A 22,993-nucleotide genomic window follows, 5' to 3' on the forward strand; every position below is an offset into this window, starting at 1 on the left:
CTTGTGCAACGACCATCGCTCGGCGAAACTCGAATCATGGCCAAGCCGATCAAGAGCACGACGACCGAGTGGCGCGACGTCGTGCTGGTGTGCCGCAAATGCTCCAAGAAGCTGGACGGCGGCTTCGGGCCGGACGGCGATCTGACGCTGAAGAAGGCCCTGCGCAAATATCTGCACCTGAAGAAGGGCAAGAAGGGGCGCAAGGGGGAGCTGACGGTGGCGGGGACCGACTGTTTCGACATCTGCCCCAAGGGCGGGGTGGTGGCGGTCAACGCCGCCCATCCCAAGAAACTGCTGATCATCCCGGCCGGCGCCGACCTGTTCGAGGTCAAGACGCGGCTGGGGCTGGACGACGGACGGCGGCTGAAGGTGGTCGTCCCCGACTGAGACGTCTTTCCTCCGAGGCCCAGTCGTGCCAGATCGGCCGGATGGACGACACCAAGATCGAGAAACGCGCCGGCGTGCGGGCGACCTCCGACCGGATCTGGGAGCTGGTCTCCGACCTGTCGCGCTGGAACGAATGGAATCCGCACGAGACCGAGGTCTCGGGCGCCATCGCCTTCGGCGGCCAGTTGACCCTGACCGAGGCCTTTCCCGGTCAGCCGGAGCGCGCGGTCGTGGCCCGCATCGCCGACTGGCGGCCCTATGTGCGGCTGGTCTGGACCGAGAACCGGGGTTTCCTGTTCCGCACCCTGCGCTACATCGACATCGAGGAGCTGGAAAAGGGCAGCTGCATCGTCTCGTCGGCGCACAAGTTCGCGGGGCTGAGGGGCGAGCTGTTCCACGACAAGCACCGGATCGCCCTGCGCGACGCGCATCAGGCCATCGTCGACAATCTCAAGGCCGCAGCCGAGGCCTGAAGCGCCGCCGGATCAGCCCTTGGCCATCGTGTCCATGATGTTCAGGATCGCCGGGCCCAGGATGACGATGAACAGGACCGGCAGGAAGAACAGGATCATCGGCACGGTCAGCTGAGCCGGCAGGGCGGCGGCCTTCTTCTCCGCCGCCGACAGCCGCAGGTCGCGGTTTTCCTTGGCCATCACCCGCAGAGCCGAGGACAGGGGCGTGCCGTAGGTCTCGGCCTGGGTCATGGCGACGGCGACGGATTTGACCCCGGGATGGTTGGTTCGCTTGCCCAGGTTCTCGTAGGCCATGCGCCGGTCGGGCAGATAGCTGAGTTCGGCGGACAGCAGGGACAGCTCCTCGGCCAGTTCGATGGACGATGTGCCGATCTCCTGGCTGACCTTGGCGATCGCCGCCTCGATCGACATCCCCGCCTCGACGCAGATCAGCAACAGGTCGAGGGCGTCGGGGAAGGCCTGCATGATCGAGGTGCGGCGCTTGGTGATCCGATTGGTCAGAAACAGGTTGGGCGCATAGAAGCCCGCGACGGCGGCGGCCATGCAGGCGGTGATCTTCTGCATCGTGGGCCAGTCCACGACCTTGATCACGAACATGTAGAAGGCGACCACCATCAGGAAGATGAAGGGCGAGGCGAAGCGGAAGAAGTAGAAGGTGGTCAAGGGGCGCGGGCCGCGATAGCCGGCCTGGGCCATCTGGTCGGCGACCTTGGGATCCTCCAGCAGCTTGGTCAGGTTCAGCCGGTCCACGACCCGCTTCTTGAACCCCTCATCGTCCGTGTGGCGCAATCCGCCCGGCCCCGTGTGGATGGCGGCCCGGGAGCGGCGCTTGAGTTCGTCGCGGCGTTCCGACACCGCCTTCATCCGCTGGTCCAGCTTCACCCCGCCCGTCATCGACGACAGCAGGGTCAGGACGGTGGCGAAGACGAGCACGCCCACGCCGAGGCTGAGCAGGTTCTGCGGGTCGGTGATGAAGCGAATGAAGGCGTCCACGGTCCCGACCTCAGATCTTGAACGAGATCATGCGCTTCATGACGAAGATCCCTGTCCCCATCAGTGCGCCCGCCAGGAGCAGCAGCGCGTTGCCGCGGATGTCGGTGAACAGGGCCATCATGTAGCCGGGGCTGGTGAACATCACCATCGTCATGACGGCCGGCGGCAGGGAGGCGATGATGCCTGCGGACGCCAGGGCTTCCGAAGACAGGGCCTTGACCTTCTCGCGCATCATCCGGCGCGCGCGCAACACGGTCGACAGATTGCTGAGCGCCTCGGCCAGATTGCCGCCCGTCTTCTGCTGGATGGCGATGACGATGGTGAAGAACCTCAGTTCCGGGGTCGGCATCTGTTCGAACATCTTGTCCAGCGCCTGTTCCAGGGTCATGCCGACGCCCAGGGCCTCTACGAGCTTCTTGAACGCCGGGCCGAGGGGGGCGGGGCTTTCGCGGGCGATGATCTTGAAACACTCGTGGACCGGCAGGCCCGACTTGATGCCGCGAACGATGACGTCCACCGCATTGGGAAACTCCAGCGAGAATTTCTTCATCCGCGCCTTGGCCAGGAAGCCGACGATCCAGCGCGGCAGACCCAGGCCGACGACGATCACGAGGCCGAGAACGATCAGGATATGCAGGCCGAAGGCCAGGGCGGCGACGGCGGCGATCAGGCCCACTCCGCCGCTGACGATGTAGAAGGTGCGGACGCTGATCGTCAGCCCGGCCTGTTTCAGCTTGGCCGCCATATTGGCGCGCGCCTTGCGCTCGCGGCGCTCGGCTTCCTGGAGCTGCACCATGATCTGCTTGCGGCGCGCCTCGGGCGTATTGGCGGCGGCCGCAGCCTTGCGCGCCGTGGCGGCGTTGCGCTTTCCCTCGCCCAGGTTCTGCGCCCGTTTGACCGCCTGACCGGACGAATCGTCGCCGCCGACGAAGACCCAGCCCAGGCCGCCGATGGTGATGAAGGCCAGAACGGCGGCGAGGATCGGCAACATGTCCCTACTCCGCCGCGTCCAGGGCGTCCGCCAGTTCGCGCTCCAGGCCGTAATAGCGGGCGCGGTCCCAGAAGCGGGGACGGGCGATGCCGGTCGACCGGTGACGGCCGATGATCTTGCCGTTCTCGTCCTCGCCGGTGATGTCGTAGACGAACAGGTCCTGGGTGACGATCACATCGCCTTCCAGGCCGACGACCTCGGTGATGTGGGTGATGCGGCGCGAGCCGTCGCGCAGACGGGCCGCCTGGATGATGACGTCGACCGAGCCGACGATCATCTCGCGGATGGTCCTGGACGGCAGGCCGTAGCCGCCCATGGTGATCATCGATTCCATCCGGCTGATGGCCTCGCGCGGGGAGTTGGCGTGCAGCGTGCCCATGGAGCCGTCGTGGCCGGTGTTCATGGCCTGGAGCAGGTCGAAGGCCTCGGGTCCGCGCACCTCGCCGACGATGATCCGTTCGGGACGCATCCGCAGGCAGTTCTTCACCAGGTCGCGCATGGTGATCATGCCCTGGCCTTCGAGGTTCGGCGGGCGCGTCTCCAGACGCACCACATGCGGCTGCTGCAGCTGCAGTTCGGCTGCGTCCTCGCAGGTGATGACCCGTTCGGTGGGGTCGATGAAGGCCGTCAGGGTGTTCAGCAGGGTCGTCTTGCCCGAGCCCGTGCCGCCCGAAATGACCAGATTGCATCGCGAGGCGCCGATGACGCCCAGGACGCGTGCGCCCTCGGGACTGATGGAGGCGTACTCCACCAGATTCTTCATCGTCAGCTTGTCCTTCTTGAACTTCCGGATCGTCAGCGTCGGCCCGTCCAGCGCCAGGGGCGGGGCGATGACGTTGACGCGCGAACCGTCCGGCAAGCGGGCGTCGCAGATCGGGCTCGACTCGTCCACGCGGCGGCCGACCTGGGACACGATCCGCTGGCAGATGTTCATCAGCTGGGCGTTGTCGCGGAAGCGGACATTGGTCAGCTGGACCTTGCCCCCGACCTCGATGAAGACCCGGCCGGCGCCGTTGACCATGATGTCGGCGATGTCGTCGCGGGCCAGCAGCGGCTCCAGCGGGCCGTAGCCCAGGACGTCGTTGACGATGTCCTGGACCAGATGCTCCTGCTCGGCGACCGACATGGAGACGTTCTTGATCGCCACCAGTTCGGCGACGATGTCGCGGATCTCTTCCGACGCCGCCTTGGTGTCCAACTGGGCCAGCTGGGCCAGGTCGATGGTGTTCATCAACGCATTGAAGATGGTGGTCTTCGTGGCGTGATAATAGTCGCTCTGTTCCCGGACGATCTCGGCGACCGCCTGGGCCTTCTTCAGTTGTTCGAACCCGGCCGTGGCCTTGGGACCGGGCGCGGGCTTGCCGCCCGGCGCGGCGGGGGCCGCGGCCTCGGGGGTCGGGCGGGACGCGAGGGCGTCAAGGCGGTCAGCCTTGGCGGCCGGCTGGGCCTGGGCCTGCCCCGAAGCGGCCGGGGCGAAGGCCTCGACAGCGGGCTCGAGGTCGGCCGCGCCGCCGAAGGCGAAGGCCTCGGTCTGGACGCCCGGCGCGGGCTGTCGCGGGGCGAACTCGGGCGCGGCGCCGGCGACGCCCGCAGGGGCGGGACGCATCGGAGCCGGAACGACGCCGGGCTGACCTGTGCGCTTGCCGAACACCCGTCAGCGCTTCTTGAACATGGAGGCGAACAGGGATTTCGACTCGGTCGAAGCCGCCTTTCCGGGCTTGGCCTTGGGTCCGGCGATGACGGGGATTTCCCGACGCGACACGATCTGGGCCAGGGTCTGGAAGGCCTCGGCCGCCTTGGTCTTGGCGCCGGCGTCCAGGATCATCTGGCCGTTGTTGGCGGCGGCGCCGAAGGTCTTGGCGTCGAAGGGGATGATCAGGCTGGGATGAACGCCCAGGGCGGCGCCGAAATCCTTGGCCGGGATCTCGGGACGACCGGGCACCCCGACCTGATTCAGCACCAGGCGCGGCGGGGCGTCGTTCGGGCGGCCCGAACGGATCAGGTCCATCATGTTCTTGGCGTTGCGCAGGGCCGCCAGGTCCGGCGTCGCCACGATCACCACCTCGTCGGCGCTGATCAGGGTGCGGCGCATCCACGGCGACCAAAGGTGCGGCAGGTCCAGGACCACGAAGGGCGCGGTCGAGCGGATGCGCGTCGTCACCTCCTCGAAGGCCTCGGTCGAGATGTCCCAGTCGGTGTCCAGGGTGGCGGGCGCCGCGAACAGGCTGAGCTTGTCGGTGCAGCGGACCATCATCCGGTCCAGCAGGGTCGAGTCCAGTCGGTCGGGCTGGCCCAGGGCGTCGGCGACGCCGCTCAGCGGATCCTGGTTGAAATCCAGGCCGGCGGTGCCGAACGGCAGGTCATAGTCGACGATGACCGTATTGGCGCCGATCCGCTCCGAGATCGCATAGGCGGTGTTGTGCGCCACGGCCGAGGCTCCGGCCCCGCCCCGCGCGCCGACAAAGGCGATGGACCGGCCGACAAACGGTTGCGCCGGATCGTTGAACAGGCCGCCGATGGCCGCGATCAGTTGCAGCGGCTGGAGCGGGCCCACCAGATATTCGCTGACCCCGCGACGCATCAGTTCGCGGAACAGCAGGATGTCGTTGGTCGGCCCCACGACGACGACCTTGGTGCCGGCGTCGCAGACCTCGGCCAGCTGATCCACCTCCCACAACAGGGTCTGGGGATCCTTCAGGCATTCGACGATGATCAGCGGCGGGGTCGGTTCGTGCTGATAGGTCTCGACGGCGGCCATGATCCCGCCGATGCGGATCTGGGTGGTGGCGCGCGACAGGCGTCGGTCCTGGGCGGCGCGCTCGGCCGCCGCCAGGGTGTCCTGGCGTTCGGCGAAGACATGGATGGCGATCCGCGGCACCGACACTTCGCCGATGGATCCGACGGCCGCGAGACCGCCGGCCATTCCGGCCGGGGCGACGCCGGACGGCGTGGCGGCCGCTTCCGGCGCTGCGGGCGCGAGGGCCGGCGCCAGGGTGGATTGCGCCTGGGCGACCATCTCGCCTACGGGATTGAACCCCGGGGCGGCAGGCTGGACGGACGGCTGGATGGGCGCCGGGGCGGTGAACTGCAGCGGCGACCGCTCCGGCTCGGCCGGGAAGGCGGTCGGCTCCGAGAAGTCCATATCGACGTCAAAGCCGTCGTCGAAGCTCGAGAGGGGGCGTGGCGTGGCGGTGCTCATGAGCCTCAGTCCACGGCCGTGGAGACGCGTGCGCCTTCCACCAGGGTTTCTTGGGGCGCGGCCGTAGGCTGGCCGGCGCGATACTTGTCGAACACCACCGAGCGTCGGGCCGCATCGGCGGGCGTCATGGGCCGGGGCGCCACGATGTCGCGGGGATCGGCGATCTGGGCGGCCAGGTTGGCGGTGACGGCGCAGCCGAAGTTCGACCCGGACATGTTGTCGCCCGTCCGGCTGAGATTGCCCCAGGCCGCGCCGCAGCGCGGCACGGCCGCCTGGACCGTTTCAAAACCGACGAGCACCGGGGCGCGCGGATCCGGCCCGACATAGCTGACGAGACGAAGACGCTCCGAAGGCAGACCGATCCGCTCAAGGGCGGTTCTGGCTTCGTGGGCGGCCTGGGCGGAAACGGGATCCCCGCCGGCCGGCGCCTCGATCACCACGGTTCCCGCGCCGGAAGCGGCGAACCGCTGGGCCAGGTCGCGCAGGGCGGCGTTCTGATTGGCCGACAGCCCGTCGTCGTGCACAGCCAGGGCGATGCGGTCCAGGCCGGCCTCGACCTGAAGCGAATAGCGCGACGTCGGCGTCAGCGGGGCCGGCCCGCCCAGGCTGGCGGGACCGCCGACACATCCGGTCAGGCCGACCACGGCGGTCGAAAGGGTCAGGGCGAGAAGCGGCTTGCGGGTCCGGATCATGAGCTCACTCGATCACATAGCCGGCCGCGCCCTGCCACACGGGGCCGGACGGGGCGGAGGGGGCGGGCGATCCGTAAACCTGGTTCAGTTGCCCGAACAGGATGGTCTGCGAGTCGCTGGCGATGCGCAGCCCATCGGCCGGCGTCTGCATGCGGTCGGGCGAGGTCGGGCTGACGATATAGGGTTCGACGATCACGACCAGCTCGGTCTCGCCGTTGAGGAAGTCCCGCGACCGGAACAGCGAGCCGAGCACCGGCAGATTGGTGACCCCAGGCAGGGAATCCACCGTCTGGCGCGTGCTTTCCTGAAGCAGGCCGGCGATCATCATCGAGCCGCCCGAAGGCAGTTCGACCGTATTCTCGCTGCGGCGAACCGTCAGGCCCGGCAGGGTGATGGACGAGGGGGTGCCGGCGCCGATGGTGAAGCCGCCCTGGTCGGTCAGTTCCGACACCTCGACCTTCACCTGCAACGAGATCCGTCCTCCCGACAACACGATCGGGCGGAAGGCCAGACCCACGCCGTAGGGCTTGTAGGTGACGGTGATATTGCCGTCCTTGTCACGACCGGTCGGCAGCGGAAACTCGCCGCCCGCCAGGAAGTTGGCGGATTCGCCGTTGACCGAGGTCAGGTTCGGCTCGGCCAGGGTGCGGGCCAGACCCACGCGTTCGAAGGCTTCCAGGCACCCCGTCGCGTTGGTGCCCGTCATCGTCCGGAAGGCCGTGGAGGCGACCTCGGAGATCACGTTCGACAGCGAACTGCCTGAACTGTTGGTCGTGGTGCGGCGATCAAAATTCAGATCATCGCCGTTATGGGTCTGGACCACATCGACAGTGCTGTTGGAGTTGTTGACGTTGCTCGACGTCGAATTTGAATTCGAGACGTTCGTCGTTCGACCGCCGTTCTGATTATAGCAAAGCGAGTTGCCGCCGGTCGCCGCGCCGTTGACGCCATAGGTGTTGGGCCGGGTGAAGCCGTAGGAATGGATGCCGGATCCCTTCAGGATGTCGGCGTTGAATCCCAGTTGCTTCAGGCTGCTGCGCTGGACCTCGACCACCCGGACCTTCAGGGTCACCTGATCGGATCCGGCGACGCTGATCATGTTCAGCACCTTTTCCGGCGCGGACACGAAGGCGCGGGCCACCTGAGCGGCCTGGACGGCCTGGGCCGGAGAATCGGCGACCCCGCTCAGGATCACGCTGTCGTTGACCGCCTCGGCGCGGATCTGGCTGCCCGGAACCAGCCGGCTGAGCGTGTCCTGCAGCGCGCTGGTTCCCGCATCGACCCGCACCCGCAGGCTCAGGATGGTGCGGCCGGCGGCGTCCAGAAAGACGGCGTCGGTCTCGCCGGGCGCAATCCCGATCACGGTGATGCGGCGCGGCGAATGCAGCATGGCCTCGGCCACCTGCGGATTGGCGACGATCACGTCGCGGGCGTCGGCCGGCAGATCGACCGCGAAGGACGTCCCGCGCGGCAGATTGATCAGTTGCGGCGCGGCGCCCATGGACACGGCGGCGCGCGTCTGGGCCAGGCCGGCGACCGGGGCGGCCCCCAGGCCGGCCAGCAGGACGCAGGCCAGGGCGACGGTCTTGCGCACGGGCGTCTTCCTCATGGGGTGGTCACCACTTCCGGTTCGCCGCCGCGATAGACGCGGACGCTGCGGGACGCGCTGGCGACGGCCCGGGGCGCACGGGTCGCGCCCGAGGGCCCGGCCGTGTCCGCATAGGAGCGCAGCGACAGCGACAGTTCGCCCTCGGACTTGGCCTGGGCCAGGAGCACGGCGTCCTGGGGGCGGACCTCCAGGGTGGCGGTCGCGCCGACCACGGCCTGGGCGTCGTCGCCGGCCCGCGTGGACTGGTCGATGGCCAGAACCTTGACGTTCTGCATCACGGTGGCTGAGGAATATTTGGCCGTTGCGCCGCCGCCCTCGACGGCCGAGCTTCCGCCTTCGTTCTGCACCGTCAGGACCACATCGACCCGGTCGCCGGGCAGGATGAAGCCGCCGGCGGCGGATTCCACCGTCACGGCGATGGCCATGGCCCGCATGCCGGGCTCCAGATAGGCGGCCAGATAGCCGCTGTCGCCGGCGCGCACGATCTTGCGGCCGACGATGGGCTCGCCGGCCAGGATGGGTTCGCGCACCACCGAGCCGATATAGTCGGACTTGGCGCCGGGACCGGCCATCTGGCCGGCGGCCTCGGCCACGCGCTCGACGGCGGCGCCGGCCTTGTCGCCGGCGCCTTCGGGGGCGGGCTTGGCGGGAATGGGCGTGGAGCCGTCGGTGATGAAGGCGGGATTGACCTCGTCGACCGGCCAGTCCTTCCAGGCCAGGTCCGCCTCGGCCAGGCGTTTGCCCGGCTCAAGATTCTTGGCCGCGACCAGGATCTTGGCCATCGGCCGGGTCTCGACGGGCGCGGCGGCGGCGGGGGCGGCGGGTTCGCCGTTCCCCATGGCGCGGACAACCAGCGCCAGGCCCAGGGCCGACACGGCGGCGATACAGATGACGGCGATGCGGGCGGGCTTCATCCAGAGGTCTCCGGCAGGCGTGACGACCCGGAGTCGATCCTCGACGCCCTACCGTTAACGATCATGAGGCCGGCGGGTTAATGCTTCCTAAGCGCCGACGAGGCCGCGCGCCGGCGCTTCTATCGCGCCGTCAGAAAGCGAATCACCAGATCCCCCTCGGGAAAGGCGATCAGGGCGCCGATGGCGATGGCGACGCCATAGGGAATGTCGCCCTTCGGCTCCATCAGCCGGGCGAGCCACCCGGTGCGGAACGCGGCAGGCGCGACCATCGGATAATATTGGCGGACGAGCAGCAGCAGCAGACAGAAACCGCCGCCCACGATCGCGGTCCATAGCAACAGGGGGGCGAGACCCGTAAGGCCCATCCACAGACAGGCGGCCGCCAGGGCCTTCGCGTCGCCGCCGCCGATCCAGCGCAGGGCGAACATAATCATGCCCACGATCAGGGCGGCGAAGCCGACGCCGACATGGATCGCGACCTCGACCGGCGACAGACCGATCAGCAGGGCCGCCGGAAAGAAGGTCGCCAGCAGGACCAGGGAGATCCAGTTCGGAATCCGCATCGTCGTCAGATCGTGCAGGCCGGTCGCGATCATCAGGATCGGAAAGACGGCGAGGCAGAGAAGGCTCAGAAGGTCCATGCGGGAATCTGTGGCACGTCGCCTGTTAAGGCCGCGTTGCCGTCGGACAAAGAAAAAGGGCCGGAGCTTGCGCTCCGGCCCTTCCGGTTTTCAAGACGTTGGGCGTCTTACTTCTTGGTTTCCAGGCCGGTGGCGACGGCTTCAAGCTTGGTGTTCAGGTTGGTGCCGATGGTGCCGAGCACGGTGATGATCACGACGGCGATCAGGGCGGCGATCAGGCCGTATTCGATGGCGGTGGCGCCCGATTCGTCTTTGGCGAAACGCGAGATGAACTTGGTCATGGAGTGTTCCCTTTTGATAAAATGTCTAGCGAGCAACTTGGCGGGGGGAGCCGGTAGCCCGCTTGACCCCCAAACGCAGGATGAAGATGCCTGACGCTCGTTAAGGCTGAGTCACGAGTTTTGGTTACCCTCGGATTTACCAAAGAAAATTCGGTTTGAACCGCTTCAGCCTTTGTTGAGACTCCGTGGGACATCATGCGCGTGTCCGCGTTCATGCGCGTTGTTGTTCAGAGCCGCCGATGTCCCGCCTTTCCATCGCCGTATTGGCCGCCGCCCTGATGGCCGCGCCGCTCGCCGCCGCTCCGGCCCAGGCCCAGAGCGGCGCCCTTAATGTCGAGATCGATCGCTCGGCCCGCGTCCAGCTCAACGGCGCGGCCTCGTCCGTCATCGTCGGCAATCCGCAGATCGCCGACGTCACCGTGGTCGACGCCAACACCCTGTTCATCGTCGGCAAGGGGTATGGCGTCACCGAAGTGGTGGCGGTGGACGGCGTGGGCCGCACCCTGTTCCAGCGCGAGATCGTCGTCACGGGCGGCTCGACCGGTTCGGTTCGCGTCTGGCGCGGCGGTCGGGCGACGGAAATGGCCTGCAGCACCTCCTGCGCCCCCAGCGTCCGCGCCAACGCCTCGACGGCCGGCGCCACGCCCTGACCTTCGTGGCCATGCCTCATCTTCGTTGTTTAAAGGCGGGCCCGGCCCGCAGGTCGCGCGAAGGCGCGGCGGCGGTCGAGTTCGCCCTGGTGGCCACGCCCTTCTTTCTGCTCCTGTTCTCGATCTTCCAGCTGGGCCTGGTCTTCATGATCGACGCGGTGGCGGAAAACGCCGTGCTGGAAGCCAGCCGCCTGGTGCGGACGGGCGAGGCCCAGACGAAGAAATTCGACAAGGCCGCCTTCAAACAGGCCGTTTGCGATCAGATGAGCGTATTCAAGAGCGACTGCGCGGATCGGGCGACGATCGACGTGCGCGTCGTCACCAGCTTTTCCGACGACATCGATCCGCCCAAGGACAAAGACGGCGTGCTGGACCTGTCCCAGATGGACTTCAAGGGCGGGGTCGGCCAGGACCTGATCATCGTTCGGCTCTGGTACAAGCAGCCCATGATCGTTCCAGCCCTGACCCAGGCGGTCAGCAGCGCGGGACCCGGACAGATCATGATCTCCTCGACCACGGCCTTCCGCAACGAGCCCTTCTGATGTCCCGATCCTTGATCCGGCGCTTGGCCGGCGATGAAAGCGGCGTATCGGCGGTGGAGTTCGCCCTGATCGCACCCGTCATGCTCCTGTTCTACGCCGGCATGGTGGACCTGTGCCAAGGCTATATGGCCCTGAAGCGCACCAGCCACGCCGCCTCGGCCGTGGCGGACCTGGTCTCCCAGTCGCGAACCATCACCAAGGCTGACATAAACAGCATCTTCGAGGTCGGGCCGGCGATCATGGCGCCGTTCGCCTCAACCTCCATGGAACAGCGCGTCAGCAGCGTGACCCGTGTTTCCGCCAACAAATATACGTTGAACTGGAGCCGAAGCTGGACTCTCGACGGCGGCGCCGGCACGAAGATGAACAAGCCTCTGGTCATCGCCGACGCCGGTATTCCGGCCGACATGTTCCCGGCCAACGGGGACTCGATCATCGTCGCCGAGGCCTATTACAAATATTCTTCGCCCTTCCAGCAGTTCCTGCCGGCGGCGGAGTTCACCCGTCGAGCCTATCTGAACCCGCGCGAGGCGACCGTCATCACCTGTTCGGATTGCTGACCGACCAGGGCGCGCTTCAGCGCTGAAATCTTCACCTCGGTTTCGGCCAGTTCCGCCTGCGGGTCGCTGTCGGCCACGATCCCCGCCCCCGCAAGGGTGCGGAAGCTCCAGCGCCCGCCCCGGCGTTCGAAGGCGGCCGTGCGGATCAGGACCGAGGCGGTCAGGCCCCCGTCCTCTTCCAGAATGAACAGGGACCCGCACCAGGCGCCGCGCGGGGGCTCCAGGTCGGCGATCACCTTCATGGCCTGATGCTTGGGCGCGCCGGTGATAGAACCGGGCGGGAAGGTCGCCGCCAGCAGATCGGCCGGCGTCACCCCCGGCTCGGCCCGGCCGACCACGGTCGAGACCAGATGATGGACGGTCGGATGGCTCTCGATCGCGAACAGCCGCTCGACCGCCACCGAACCGACGCGCGAGGCGCGGGCCAGGTCATTGCGCATCAGGTCGACGATCATCAGGTTCTCGGCCCGATCCTTGGCGCTGGCCTGAAGCTCGGCGGCGAGGGCCGCGTCCTCGACAGGGTCGGCCGACCGGGCGCGGGTGCCCTTGATCGGCCGCGCCTCGATGCGCCGGCTTTCGCCGTCGAAGGCCAGGAACAGTTCGGGCGAGTTGGACACCAGGGCCCGGTCGCCGATCCGCCAGAAGGCGCCATAGGGCGAGGCCCGCCCCTGTTGCAGCCGCAGGAAGACGTCGAACGGATCGGCCTGGGGCTTGAGTTCGCCGCCCCAGGCGCGGGCGATATTGGCCTGGAACAGCTCGCCGGCGGCGATGCGGGCCACGACTGCGGCGACGGCGTCGCGATAGGCCTGGTCATCCGCCTCGGCCACGAAGGCTTCGGCCGGGGCGGCGGGGGTTTCTGGCGTGATCGCCGCCGCCAGCCACCCGGCGGCGCGGACGGCGGCGGCCTCGGCTTGTGACGCCGTCGCCCCCCGGCCGATGGCGCAAACCCGGCGCTGAAGATGGTCGAAGCTGAGCATCGCCGGGTAGCGGGCCAGGATCAGGTCGGGCCAGACCTGAGGCCGGTCGCCCGTCGCCGCCCGCGCCCCGGCGTCATAGGCGGCCAGCCCCACCGTCCCCGCGCCCCAGGCCGGATCGCGCAGAGGCTGGAACAGATCGGCCTCGACCGCGCCCACGTGAATAAGGTCCGGCGCCGTCGCCACATGGGACCAGCGTCCACCCGGCCCGCCGTCGGACAGCAGGGCCAGGCCGCCGTCGGCCCCGCCGATCCCGGCCGCCACATCCAGAGGATCCGTCCACGGATGATCCCGGACGACGACATGGGTCAGGCTATCGCTCACGCCGACAGCCGCGCCTCGATCCGCGCCCGCAGGGCGGCGTCGACGCCCAGGGCCTGGGCCAGATAGGCGTCCAGCGATCCGTGCCGCGCCTCGACCTCGGCGAAGGCGGCCTCCAGATAGGCGGGCTCGACCCCCAGGAAGGCCACGACGGCGTCATCGGAGGCGACGCGGCCGGTCATCTTGTGCAGTTGCCGCGCGATGGACGGGGCGCGGCCGACCAGATCGACGGCGGTGTTGGTCAGCAGATAGTCCTCGACCATGTCGTCGCGATGCACGCCCAGCAGATGATGGGTCAGGGCGGCCAGAAACCCCGTCCGGTCCTTGCCCGCCGCGCAATGGATCAGGACCGGCCGGTCCTGGTCGCCCAGGCTATGGAAGTATCGGCTGAAGACGTCGATGTGCGAGGCGTCGAAGGGCAGGGACCGATAGGTCCGCTCCATGAAGCGGCGGCCGGAGGCGGGCGTCAGGTCCTCGGTCTTCAGGAAGGCGATGTGCGGCGCGTCGGCCCCGTCATCGATCCCGCCCTCGATCACCAGGGCGTCGAAGCCGTCGGGCCGCCGCGACGGCTGGTCCCGCCGCTCGCCCGGCCGTCGCAGATCGATCACCGCCCCCAGGTCGAACCCCTTCAGCCGCTCCAGATCCGCGTCGCTGGCGCGGGCGTGATGGCCCGAACGCAGCAGACGGCCGGCGCGCACGCGTCGGCCAGCCGCCGTGGCGTAGTCGCCATAGTCCCGGAAGTTGTCGATGGCCTCGAAGGCGTGGAGACGGTCGCTCATGCCCGTTTCCTAGGACGAATCGACGTTCAGCGCATCCAGATCATGGCGGTGACGGTGCGGGTCCGTCACAGGGCAGGCGCCGATCATCGATCCGCTGTCGTCGCCGAGGGGCCGGTCTGGCGGCGCAGGCGTCGCTGGCGCCCCGCTCGATCAGCGGCTAACTCTGGGGGATCGCTCCCCTGAGAGGTCCGCCATGCTGTTCCGTTCGCTCGTCGCCGCTGCGGCGCTTCTCACTGCCGCGCCGGTTGTGGCGCAGGACGGCGCCCAACGCGCTCTTCCCGTTGTCGTCATCCCCGGCCCCAGCGAGGGGCAACTGATCCGAGGCGCCGCCTCCGTCTTTGCGGGAAAGACCAACGAGGAACGCCGCGACGCTCTTGTGCGCCTGCTTCGAGTTTACGGCTTGGACCCTGCTGTTCAGACCTTCGAGGGCGGCAACTCGCGCACCGGCGCCATGGCCGGGTCGAACGTGGTCGTCACCCTGGGCGACGGCCCCAGAGACATCGTCCTGACCGCCCATTATGACGCTGTGAAGCTGCGCGACGGGTCGATGTCGCAAGGCATCGTCGACAATGCCGGCTCGGTCGTGGCCATGATCGAGGCGATGAAGGCCTTGAAAGGCCAGCCCACCAGCCATCGTCTGATCTTCGTCCTGACCGACCAGGAAGAGCTGGGCCTGATCGGCGCCAAGGTCTGGCTGGACGCCCATGACAAGAGCCGCATCCACGCCGTGATCAACGCCGACGTCGCCGCCTATGGCCGCACCGTCATGTATGGCGAGAACAACGGCGCCCAGTCGGGCTTCGTCCTGACGGCCCTGCGCAGCCAGTGTGCGGAGCAGGGGGCCAACTGCGTCGCCTTCCCGGTCTATCCGCCCAGCGACGACCGCGTTTTCTCGGCGGCGGGCGTGCCGGTGGTCTCGCTGGGAACCCAGGACGCCGTCGGCGCGCACCAGATGTGGCTGGCCTTCAACGGCGGCGAGGACAACGGCCTGAAGGAGGGCTTCGTCCCGCCGGTCTTCCAGCGCATCCATTCGCCCGAGGACAAGCTGTCGTATCTGAACGGCGAGGACGTCGCCCGTTTCGGTCGGTTCATCACCGATCTGACCCTGCGGCTGGACCGAACGGCGCCCCAATGATCGAGATCGAGGCCGTCCAACCGACCGCACGGGAGTTCAGGTCAATACGTCGGGGATGGGGCTTGATCCATTGGGTCTGCCTCTTGCCCACCCACGCCTTTCTCATCGGCTTTGTTCTCTTTGGTGTGGTGGCGCTGGCTGTGTCGGACAACACGCAAGCGCACGGCCTGTTTAGTGTCTTTCTTATCGGCAGTTGGCTGTTGAGCTTGATCGGTGGTTCCGTCGTCCGGCGTGTTGTCGCGCGGGAGATGCGACAATCGCCTGCGGGCAACTTGCCGTGGCGCTGGCTGATCGATGAACGAGGGCTCGAGTTCGACAACGGGCTGCAGTGCAACCGTGTCGATTGGCGAGCGGTGAAGGCTTTTCAGGAAGAGAAAGATCGTTTCCTGTTCCTTGTGACGCCGGCCTACAACCCCGTCCTGCCGACCCGCCTGCTGACGGACGAACAGAAACAGGCCCTTCGCGCGCTCGTCGCCGATGTTCGCGCGCGGGGAGTCCTCGGCGCCGGTGTTGACTAACACCGTCGCCCGTCCGACAACGCCTGTCCCTATGAAACCGGCTCCGTCGCGCCTCGCGTCGGGGCCGTATCGCTTTTGGAGGTCTTAGTCCCGTGTCCACGAACCATCTGATGGGTGTCTACAATCGCGCGCCGCTGGAAGTGGAACGCGGCCGAGGCGCTCGCCTGTGGTCGACCGACGGGACCGAGTATCTGGACTGCGTCGCCGGCATCTCGACCAACGGCCTGGGCCACGCCCACCCCGAACTGGTCCAGGCGGTCAAGGATCAGGCTGAGAAGCTGTGGCACGTCTCCAACATCTTCCGCATTCCGGGCCAGGAAGCCCTGGCCGACGCCCTGTGCGAGTCGAGCTTCGCCGACGTGGTCTTCTTCACCAACTCGGGCACGGAAGCCGTCGAGTGCGCGCTGAAGACGGCGCGGAAATATCATTCGGCCAATGGCGCGCCCGAGCGGATCGACATCTACGGCTTCGACGGCTCCTTCCACGGCCGGACCTATGGCGCGATCAACGCCGCCGCCAACCCCAGCTATACCGAGGGTTTCGGCCCGGCGATGCAGGGCTTCCACCAGCTGAAGTGGGGCGACCACGACGCCATCAAGGCCGCCATCGCCAACCCCACGACCGCCGCCATCATCGTCGAGCCGGTCCAGGGCGAGGGCGGCTGCCGCGCCATGCCGGAACAGTGCCTGCGCGGCCTGCGCGAGCTGTGCGACGAACACGGCGTCCTGATCATCTTCGACGAGGTCCAGTGCGGCATGGGCCGGACCGGCAAGCTGTGGGCCCACGAATGGGCCGGCATGTCGCCCGACATCATGGCGGTGGCCAAGGCCCTGGGCGGCGGCTTCCCGATCGGCGCCTGCCTGGCCACGGCCCGCGCGGCCTCGGGCATGACGGTCGGCGTCCATGGCTCGACCTTCGGCGGCAATCCCCTGGCCATGGCCGTGGGTCTGAAGGCGCTGTCCTTGATCAACACGCCAGAGACCCTGGCCAACGTCAACGAGATCGCCGGCTATCTGAAGCAGCAGCTGGCGGGGCTTCAGTCCCGCTTCCCGGACGTCATCGTCGACGTGCGCGGCAAGGGGCTGCTGATCGGGGTCAAGCTGGTTCCGAACAATCGCGAGTTCATGGCCCTGGCGCGCGATACGCAACAGCTGCTGATCGCCGGCGGCGGCGACAACTGCGTGCGCCTGCTGCCGCCGCTGAACCTGACGCTGGACGAGGCTCGCGAACTGATCGTCCGGTTCGAAGCCGCTTGCGAGGTCGCCCGCGAGAAGTGGGCGGCCTGATCCTCAAAACCGCTCATCCCCGCGAAAGCGGGGGACCCAGGCCTTTCACGCGAAAAGGCCCGGGACCGGCGGACGTGACAGACATCGGGCGCCCGTCGCCCAAAGCATCAGGTCCCCGCCTTCGCGGGGATGAGCGGAGTTAGGCAATGGTCCGGCACTTCCTCGACATCCACCAGCTGGACGCCGCCGATCTGCGGTCCATTCTCGACGACGCCCACGCCCGAAAGGCCGCCCGCAAGGGCTGGCCCCAGGGCCGTCCCGACGCCGATGCGCCGGGCAAGGATCGCGTCCTGGCCATGATCTTCGAGAAGAACTCGACCCGCACCCGGTTCAGCTTCGACGCCGCCATCCGCCAGCTGGGCGGCGCCGCCATCATCGCCACGGCTTCCGATATGCAGTTGGGCCGGGGCGAGCCGGTCGAGGACACGGCCCGTGTCCTGTCGCGCATGGTCGACGCCGTAATGATCCGCGCCAACAGCCACGAGGACGTCGAACGCTTCGCCCGCGTCTCGACCGTGCCGGTGATCAACGGCCTGACCGACCGGTCGCATCCGTGCCAGATCCTGGCCGACCTGCAGACGATCGAGGAACACTCCGGCCCGGTTTCGGGCAAGACCATCGCCTGGATCGGCGACGGCAACAACGTCTGCCACAGCTTCATGCACGCGGCGCCCAGGTTCGGCTTCCACCTGAACGTCGCCTGCCCGGCGGCGTATCATCCCGACCTGCGCGACCTGGCCAAGGGCGGCGGCGCCGTCACCCTGACCAGCGACCCGCGCGAGGCGGTCAAGGGCGCCGACGTCGTCGTCACCGACACTTGGGTGTCGATGGGCGACCAGGACTATGAGGCGCGTCTGGCCGCGTTTGAGGATTACACCGTCGATGAGGCCCTGATGGCCCTGGCCGATCCGGATGCGGTCTTCCTGCACTGCCTGCCGGCCCACCGGGGCGAGGAAGTCACAGACGCCGTCATCGACGGCCCCCGCTCCCTGGTCTGGGACGAGGCCGAAAACCGCATCCACGCCCAGAAGGCGGTCCTGGCCTGGTGTTTCGCGGGCTGACGCCGCTCTGACGATCGCCAGGCCGCGCGTCGCGCGGTCTGGCTCTTGCTTCCTTAAGGTCACGCTTGTCGCGCCCTGGGGAGGCTGAGGCCATGACCACCATATCCGCTGCGGGTTCCACCCTCACGCAACAGCTCTATCAGAAGCTGTTCGACCGTCTGAACACCGACGGCGACGACGCCCTGACCCTCGACGAAATCAGCGCTGTAGACGCTGGAAACACCAAGGTTTCAAAGGCTTTCGCAACCTTCGACGCCGATGCGGACGGTCGCGTCACCCGCGCCGAGATGACCCCTGCCGATACATTCGGCGCCGACACCCTGAACGCCCTGATCCAGGCCCAGTCCGGGTCGGAATCCATTTCCGATCAGGAATATCTTGCCGACTGGTTCGCCCAGACCGACACGGACAGCGACGGTCTGGTGTCGAGGTCGGAACGCGAGGCTGCGGCGGACCTTCGCCGCGCTGCGGCCTATGACGCCGGCCATATGAGCGACCGCGTCGTCATGGCCCGGTTGGGTTCGGATCGCGATCAGCCGCTGTCCATCGACGATTTTGTCGCTGGCCGAATGCGCACGCTTCAGCGGACCCAGGTCTCCAGCCTGTCCCCCGAGCGCCAGGCCGAGATCCGACAGTTGATGGATAGCCTCCGCTCTGACCCCGTCCAGGCGCCCCCCGCAGACGATGAACCCCTGGTCTCCCCGGAACAGGCCGCGGCCGACTGGGCCGAGCGCGCCTCCGGACCCGCTGGAACCGATCGTTTCCTCAGTCGCGAAATCGAAGGCCGGAGAGCGGCCGAGGCCGCCCGCATCGCCGCCGCCCCGATGAGCGACGCCCTGGCCGCCCGGCTGTTCCAACAGGCGCTGAACAGCTGGACGCCGTCGAGGGACGGACAACAGGCTGTCGCCGAAACGCGCGCATAAATGCGCGCGCCGGAGCCTCCGACGCGCGCAAATTCAGTCTGACGGCAGAGATGATCTCGGGCGGGGCGCCCGCCTATTGCAGGTTCACGTCCGAAACGCCGCCGACGTCCGGCTGGGTCTTGGTCAGATTGGCCTTCATCACCTGATAGCCGAACCCCAGCGCGCCCTTGTCCGAAACCCAGACCCGGCCGTCCTCGGCGTTGAAGCGGATCAGGGTCAGGTGCGGGTCGTCCTTGCCGTCCGGGTACCAGGCGGCGACGACGGGGTTCCAGTATTTTTCAATCCGGGCGCGGTCCTGGTCGATCGACAGGTCGCCGTGGATACAGGCCTGAACCTTCTGGTCCTTGGCCTGATAGCAGAACATGCCCTGCTGACCGCCGACCGCCACGTCGCGGGCGAAGTCGGTGTCATTGCGGCTGAAGAACCAGATGGTCCCGGTCTCCGGCTCGCCGAAACCGGTCATCGGCTGATGGTGGTATCCGGCCTGGTCCAGGCCCAGCATGCCGGTGTTGGACTCCTTCAGGCTGTTCCAGAATTCCTTTTCCGCCTCGGCGGGGGTCAATTTGTCGGCCATGATGCGTCTCCTGTCTGGGGTTCGCAGGATCAACCATCGGGCCTCGCTCGGGTTCCTAAACGCCGGGCACCCAAGGCGGCCGTTCTGCGCCGAACAGGGTGGCCAGGTGGATCAGCAGCAGCATGGCCAGGGCCGCGGCGCCCAGCATGATGAAGCGCCAGGGGACCATGCGCGGCCCCTTGAACGGGTCGGGCGGCCGCGCGCCGCGCCAGCCGGCGAAGACCATGACGGCCAGGGCCGCGCCCAGCAGGATCAGAGTGGTTGTCAGGCTCATGGGCCGCAGTTGGCGCAGCCGGAGCACGGACGCAAGCCGAACCCGTTACCAGGTCCTTAATCTTAATCGGTCATTAACCACGTCGCGCCCAAAAGCCTCCCCACCCGACGAGATGTCCACAGGCTGACGAGTCGGCGCAACATCTTGCGGTTAACCACACGTTTACACCCTCGATATTGGCGTTATAGCCTCCATCCCATGGGTCGGGAGCCGAATCAGTGAGCGCAGCGGCGCCTTGGAGCGTGAAGGGTATTGATCCGAAGGCCCGCGAGGTCGCCAAGGATCTTGCGCGCCGCTCGGGCATGACCCTGGGCGAATGGCTGAACTCCATGATCATGGAAGACGAGGACGAGGGTTACGCCACCCTGCCGCGTCGCTCCGCCGGCCCCGAGATGTTCGAACGTCGCGGTCGCAGCCGCCGTCTCGACGACGCCTATGACGCTTCCGACGAAGGCTGGCAGCGGATCAGCGCCTCCATCGACGCCATCGCCGCCCGGCTGGAGGCCGCCGAGCGGCGCTCGACCGTCGCCATCCAGGGCGTGGACCAGGCCGTGTCCGGCCTGGTGCGCAGGCTGGACGGCCAAGACGCCCAGACCAAGGGGCAGGCCCGCCGCATCGACGACATCGCCGAGGAACTGCGCGAGGGCCATCGTCGCCTGCGCGCCTTCGAACGCGACACCGGCCCTCAGACCCAGGAGACCTTCGGCAAGGTCGAGCAGTCTCTGGGCGCCCTGGCCGGCCGCCTGTACGACATCGAGGAACGCCAGAGGTCGGGCGTCTCGGAACTGCGTCAGCGCATGGAGGCGGTCGAGAAGGCCGCAGGTCCCGGCGTCGGCACGGATCTGCTGGCCCAGGTCGGCGCGCGTCTGGACCAGGCCCAGAGCCGCACCACCGAGGCGCTGAAGACCCTCGAGCGCTCCTTCGCCGAGCTTGACCAGCGCATGCGCGCGGCCGAGGGGCGGGTCGAGCCCGAGGGGGCGCGTGACGCCGCCCGGTTCGAGAAGCTGGCCGAGACCCTGTCGCGCCAGATCGAGTTCAACCGCGCCGAGATGATGCAGCGGCTCGACGCCGCCGAGACCGGCGCGCGCATCGACCGGATCGAGCAGGCGGTCCGCAGCGTCGGCGACCAGCTGAACGCCTCCGAGCGCAAGGGCGCCCAGGGGCTGGAGGCCATGGGCCGCGAGGTCCTGAAGATCGCCCAGAACCTGAACGCCCGGGTCCAGACGGTCGAACGCGAGGCCATCGGCCGCGCCGAGGCCGTCACCCGCAGCGTCACCGACCTAGTCGGCCGCAAGGTCGAGGCCGATCTGTCGCGTCACGCGGCCAGAATAGACCAGGAGTTCGCGCGCCACGTCGATCGCGTCGATCAACGCCTGACCGCCAGCGACGACCGTCACGCCCTGGCGCTCGAGAAGCTGGGCGGCGAGATCACCCGGATTTCGGATCAGCTGAGCGACCGCATCGCCCAGTCCGAACGCCGCTCGCAGCAGGCGCTGGACGACATCGCCCGCCGCCTGTCCGAAAGCTCGGACAAGATCGAACAGCGCTACGACCGCGCCTCGGGCGAACTGGCCGAGCGGATGCGGATGAGCGAGGAGCGCACCGCCCGCCTGCTGGCCGAGGCCCGCGAGAGCATGGATACGCGCAAGCCGGCCGCGACCCGCGACCTGCAGCTGGACATCCCCGAGGCCGAGCCTGCGCCCGCGCCCGCGCCCCGCGCCGTCGCCGAGCGCGCAACGGTCGCCGCCGTCTCTGCGCCGGTCGAGCCGGACTGGCGCGCGGCCGTCTTCCCCGAAGAATCCTTCGACGTCGAGGATGACTGGTCGATCGACCCCGTGTCGCCGGACGCGGCCATGGCGACGCCCTTCCCGTCGATGCCGACGGCGTCGACGCCCGCTGCACTGGCGTCGGAGCCGCTCCGGCCCGAGCCTGATCCGGCTCCGGTTTCTGCGGCGTTGGTCGAAAGCGAACCCCGAATCCAGCCCTTCGGCGGTTTCGGCGGCGCCGATGTCGACGACGCGCTGGAGGCCACCGCATCCGGTTTCTCGACCCGGTCGGAGCCGCGTCCGAACGGACAGGCCCCGGATCAGGACGCCGTTCAAGGCCCCGTTCAAGGCCGGAGCGACGCCTTGCTGGACGGCGACGACGACTTCGCCGACGACACCGAATTCGTCGATCCCCGCCGTCTGCGCGCCAGCATGGGCGCCGCCGCCGCCGCCGGTCGCGCGGCCTCGACCCGCAGCACCATCGACGCCGCCCGGGCGGCCATGACGACGCCGGCGGCGCCCGAGGAAGCGCCCCGCCAGGGCTTCGGCCTGATGCCCAAGCGCGGCGGCAAGTCCAAGCTGCAGGAGCGGCTGGACAAGCAGGCGGCCAAGGACGGATCGACGGTCAAGAAGGCCTTCCTGGCCTCGGTCACGGCTGTGGCCCTGACCGGCGGGGCCTATGCGTCTCTGACCCTGGCCGACGGGTCGGGACTGCCCGATCTCGAACTGCCGGGGCTGCCGGGTTCGACCCGGACGCCCGCCTCCGCCGCCAGCGAAACCCCGATCGCCATGGCGATCACCCCGACGGACGCCGTACCCACGGTCGACGCCGGCGCGGCCGAGTTCGAACGGGCCGTGAACCGGATCGAGAGCGGCGACCTGGAAGGCGTGGACGAACTGAAGCGCGCCGCTGACCTGGGGTACGGCCCGGCCCAGACCTATCTGGGTCAGCTCTATCTCATGGGTGGAAACGGCGTGTCCGCCAATCCGGCCGAGAGCCGTCGGTGGGGCCGCCGTGCGGCCGAGTCCGGGGATCCCGGCGGCATGCATCTGTACGGCATGCAGTTGTACGAGGGCGACGGCGGCGCGGCCAATCAGGCCGAGGGTCTGATCTGGCTGCTCAGGGCGGCCGAGCGGGGCCTGACCGACAGCCAGTACAATGTCGCCCGCATCTATGAGACCGGCGCAGAGGGCGTGGCGAAGAACCCGACCGAAGCCCTGAAATGGTACATGATCGCCGCGCGCGGCGGCGACAGCGAGGCCCAGGCGGCCGTCACCCGACTTCGTCCCGCCGCCACCGCCACCGCCCAGCGCGCCGCCCGCACCGCCGCCGACGCATTTGTGCAGCAGCAGGTCCAAAGCCCGGCTCAGGGCCGAGGCTAGGCCGCCAAACCTTTCGCGCACGGGTGGCGGCGCGCCGTCGCCGTCGCTAAAGAACACCCTGTCGCCG

Annotated in this window: 24 protein-coding genes; 11 read left to right on the plus strand and 13 right to left on the minus strand. The window is 68.1% G+C overall.

Going from position 1 to position 22,993, the window contains the following annotated elements:
• Window positions 1–36 precede the first annotated feature (36 nt).
• Entirely contained in the window at window positions 37–387 is a 351-nt protein-coding gene (locus AC07NC_RS13535; RefSeq protein WP_492026597.1) for a hypothetical protein, read from the plus strand.
• A gap of 41 nt (window positions 388–428) precedes the next feature.
• Window positions 429–860: an SRPBCC domain-containing protein gene (locus AC07NC_RS13540; protein WP_008261741.1), complete on the plus strand. Its 432-nt coding sequence runs from the start codon at window positions 429–431 to the stop codon at window positions 858–860.
• A gap of 12 nt (window positions 861–872) precedes the next feature.
• On the opposite strand, the gene AC07NC_RS13545 is transcribed toward AC07NC_RS13540, so the two are convergent.
• The 9 genes from AC07NC_RS13545 to AC07NC_RS13585 form a co-directional block, all read right to left on the minus strand.
• Complete coding sequence (locus AC07NC_RS13545) at window positions 873–1,853, minus strand: type II secretion system F family protein (RefSeq protein WP_490334453.1); 981 nt, start codon at window positions 1,851–1,853, stop codon at window positions 873–875.
• Between the two features lie 10 nt (window positions 1,854–1,863).
• The gene (locus AC07NC_RS13550) at window positions 1,864–2,844 is read right to left on the minus strand and encodes a type II secretion system F family protein (RefSeq protein WP_494569873.1); all 981 of its coding nucleotides are present in this window, start codon (window positions 2,842–2,844) and stop codon (window positions 1,864–1,866) included.
• Window positions 2,845–2,848: 4 nt separating this feature from the next.
• Complete coding sequence (locus AC07NC_RS13555) at window positions 2,849–4,495, minus strand: TadA family conjugal transfer-associated ATPase (RefSeq protein ID WP_494569874.1); 1,647 nt, start codon at window positions 4,493–4,495, stop codon at window positions 2,849–2,851.
• Between the two features lie 3 nt (window positions 4,496–4,498).
• A complete protein-coding gene (locus AC07NC_RS13560) occupies window positions 4,499–6,043 on the minus strand; it encodes a CpaE/TadZ family protein (RefSeq protein WP_494569875.1) in 1,545 nt (514 codons plus the stop codon).
• 5 nt (window positions 6,044–6,048) lie between these two features.
• Window positions 6,049–6,735 (minus strand): CpaD family pilus assembly protein, encoded by a 687-nt coding sequence (locus AC07NC_RS13565; protein ID WP_035310207.1) that lies wholly within the window; start codon window positions 6,733–6,735, stop codon window positions 6,049–6,051.
• A 4-nt stretch (window positions 6,736–6,739) separates the two neighbouring features.
• Window positions 6,740–8,344 (minus strand): type II and III secretion system protein family protein, encoded by a 1,605-nt coding sequence (locus tag AC07NC_RS13570; RefSeq protein WP_494569876.1) that lies wholly within the window; start codon window positions 8,342–8,344, stop codon window positions 6,740–6,742.
• On the minus strand, window positions 8,341–9,258 hold the full coding sequence (gene cpaB / locus AC07NC_RS13575) for a Flp pilus assembly protein CpaB (RefSeq protein ID WP_494569877.1): 918 nt from the start codon (window positions 9,256–9,258) through the stop codon (window positions 8,341–8,343). Before cpaB ends, AC07NC_RS13570 begins: the two co-directional genes overlap by 4 nt.
• A 119-nt stretch (window positions 9,259–9,377) precedes the next feature.
• On the minus strand, window positions 9,378–9,899 hold the full coding sequence (locus AC07NC_RS13580) for an A24 family peptidase (RefSeq protein WP_494569878.1): 522 nt from the start codon (window positions 9,897–9,899) through the stop codon (window positions 9,378–9,380).
• A 107-nt stretch (window positions 9,900–10,006) separates the two neighbouring features.
• Window positions 10,007–10,180, minus strand: coding sequence for a Flp family type IVb pilin (locus AC07NC_RS13585; protein WP_494569879.1), 174 nt, complete (start codon window positions 10,178–10,180; stop codon window positions 10,007–10,009).
• Between the two features lie 239 nt (window positions 10,181–10,419).
• On the opposite strand from AC07NC_RS13585, the gene AC07NC_RS13590 reads away from it, so the two are divergent.
• Genes AC07NC_RS13590 through AC07NC_RS13600 form a run of 3 tightly spaced genes read left to right on the plus strand, consistent with a single transcriptional unit; the run spans window position 10,420 to window position 11,932 of the window.
• Window positions 10,420–10,830, plus strand: coding sequence for a pilus assembly protein N-terminal domain-containing protein (locus AC07NC_RS13590; protein ID WP_494569880.1), 411 nt, complete (start codon window positions 10,420–10,422; stop codon window positions 10,828–10,830).
• An 11-nt stretch (window positions 10,831–10,841) separates the two neighbouring features.
• The gene (locus tag AC07NC_RS13595; protein ID WP_494569881.1) at window positions 10,842–11,372 is read left to right on the plus strand and encodes a TadE/TadG family type IV pilus assembly protein; all 531 of its coding nucleotides are present in this window, start codon (window positions 10,842–10,844) and stop codon (window positions 11,370–11,372) included.
• Window positions 11,372–11,932 (plus strand): TadE/TadG family type IV pilus assembly protein, encoded by a 561-nt coding sequence (locus AC07NC_RS13600; RefSeq protein ID WP_494569882.1) that lies wholly within the window; start codon window positions 11,372–11,374, stop codon window positions 11,930–11,932. Before AC07NC_RS13595 ends, AC07NC_RS13600 begins: the two co-directional genes overlap by 1 nt.
• Here the strand turns inward: AC07NC_RS13600 and AC07NC_RS13605 are convergent.
• Together AC07NC_RS13605 and AC07NC_RS13610 are read right to left on the minus strand one after the other, a co-directional pair.
• Window positions 11,884–13,230: an anthranilate synthase component I family protein gene (locus tag AC07NC_RS13605; RefSeq protein WP_494569883.1), complete on the minus strand. Its 1,347-nt coding sequence runs from the start codon at window positions 13,228–13,230 to the stop codon at window positions 11,884–11,886. The genes AC07NC_RS13600 and AC07NC_RS13605 overlap by 49 nt on opposite strands.
• Window positions 13,227–14,006, minus strand: a complete 780-nt coding sequence (locus AC07NC_RS13610) for a tyrosine-protein phosphatase (protein WP_494569884.1) — start codon at window positions 14,004–14,006, stop codon at window positions 13,227–13,229. Before AC07NC_RS13610 ends, AC07NC_RS13605 begins: the two co-directional genes overlap by 4 nt.
• A 193-nt stretch (window positions 14,007–14,199) precedes the next feature.
• Here AC07NC_RS13610 and AC07NC_RS13615 point away from each other — a divergent pair, with 193 nt between their 5' ends.
• From AC07NC_RS13615 to AC07NC_RS13635, 5 genes are all read left to right on the plus strand, one after another.
• Window positions 14,200–15,141 (plus strand): M28 family metallopeptidase, encoded by a 942-nt coding sequence (locus AC07NC_RS13615; protein ID WP_494569885.1) that lies wholly within the window; start codon window positions 14,200–14,202, stop codon window positions 15,139–15,141.
• Window positions 15,138–15,659 carry a YcxB family protein gene (locus AC07NC_RS13620; RefSeq protein ID WP_494569886.1) on the plus strand — a complete coding sequence of 174 codons (522 nt, stop codon included), beginning with the start codon at window positions 15,138–15,140 and terminating at the stop codon, window positions 15,657–15,659. The genes AC07NC_RS13615 and AC07NC_RS13620 overlap by 4 nt, the downstream gene beginning before the upstream one ends.
• Before the next feature lie 68 nt (window positions 15,660–15,727).
• Window positions 15,728–16,945, plus strand: a complete 1,218-nt coding sequence (locus AC07NC_RS13625; RefSeq protein ID WP_494569898.1) for an aspartate aminotransferase family protein — start codon at window positions 15,728–15,730, stop codon at window positions 16,943–16,945.
• Window positions 16,946–17,091: 146 nt separating this feature from the next.
• Entirely contained in the window at window positions 17,092–18,006 is a 915-nt protein-coding gene (gene argF, locus AC07NC_RS13630) for an ornithine carbamoyltransferase (RefSeq protein WP_035308731.1), read from the plus strand.
• 92 nt (window positions 18,007–18,098) lie between these two features.
• The gene (locus tag AC07NC_RS13635; RefSeq protein WP_494569887.1) at window positions 18,099–18,929 is read left to right on the plus strand and encodes an EF-hand domain-containing protein; all 831 of its coding nucleotides are present in this window, start codon (window positions 18,099–18,101) and stop codon (window positions 18,927–18,929) included.
• Between the two features lie 73 nt (window positions 18,930–19,002).
• Here the strand turns inward: AC07NC_RS13635 and AC07NC_RS13640 are convergent, their stop codons facing one another.
• Window positions 19,003–19,503, minus strand: coding sequence for a pyridoxamine 5'-phosphate oxidase family protein (locus AC07NC_RS13640; protein ID WP_426025601.1), 501 nt, complete (start codon window positions 19,501–19,503; stop codon window positions 19,003–19,005).
• Window positions 19,504–19,558: 55 nt separating this feature from the next.
• Window positions 19,559–19,777, minus strand: coding sequence for a hypothetical protein (locus tag AC07NC_RS13645; RefSeq protein WP_035308724.1), 219 nt, complete (start codon window positions 19,775–19,777; stop codon window positions 19,559–19,561).
• 218 nt (window positions 19,778–19,995) lie between these two features.
• Between AC07NC_RS13645 and AC07NC_RS13650 the strand changes: the two genes are divergently transcribed.
• On the plus strand, window positions 19,996–22,926 hold the full coding sequence (locus AC07NC_RS13650; protein WP_494569888.1) for an SEL1-like repeat protein: 2,931 nt from the start codon (window positions 19,996–19,998) through the stop codon (window positions 22,924–22,926).
• Window positions 22,927–22,993 lie beyond the last annotated feature (67 nt).

Source organism: Brevundimonas sp. GW821-FHT10A07 (assembly GCF_059415785.1).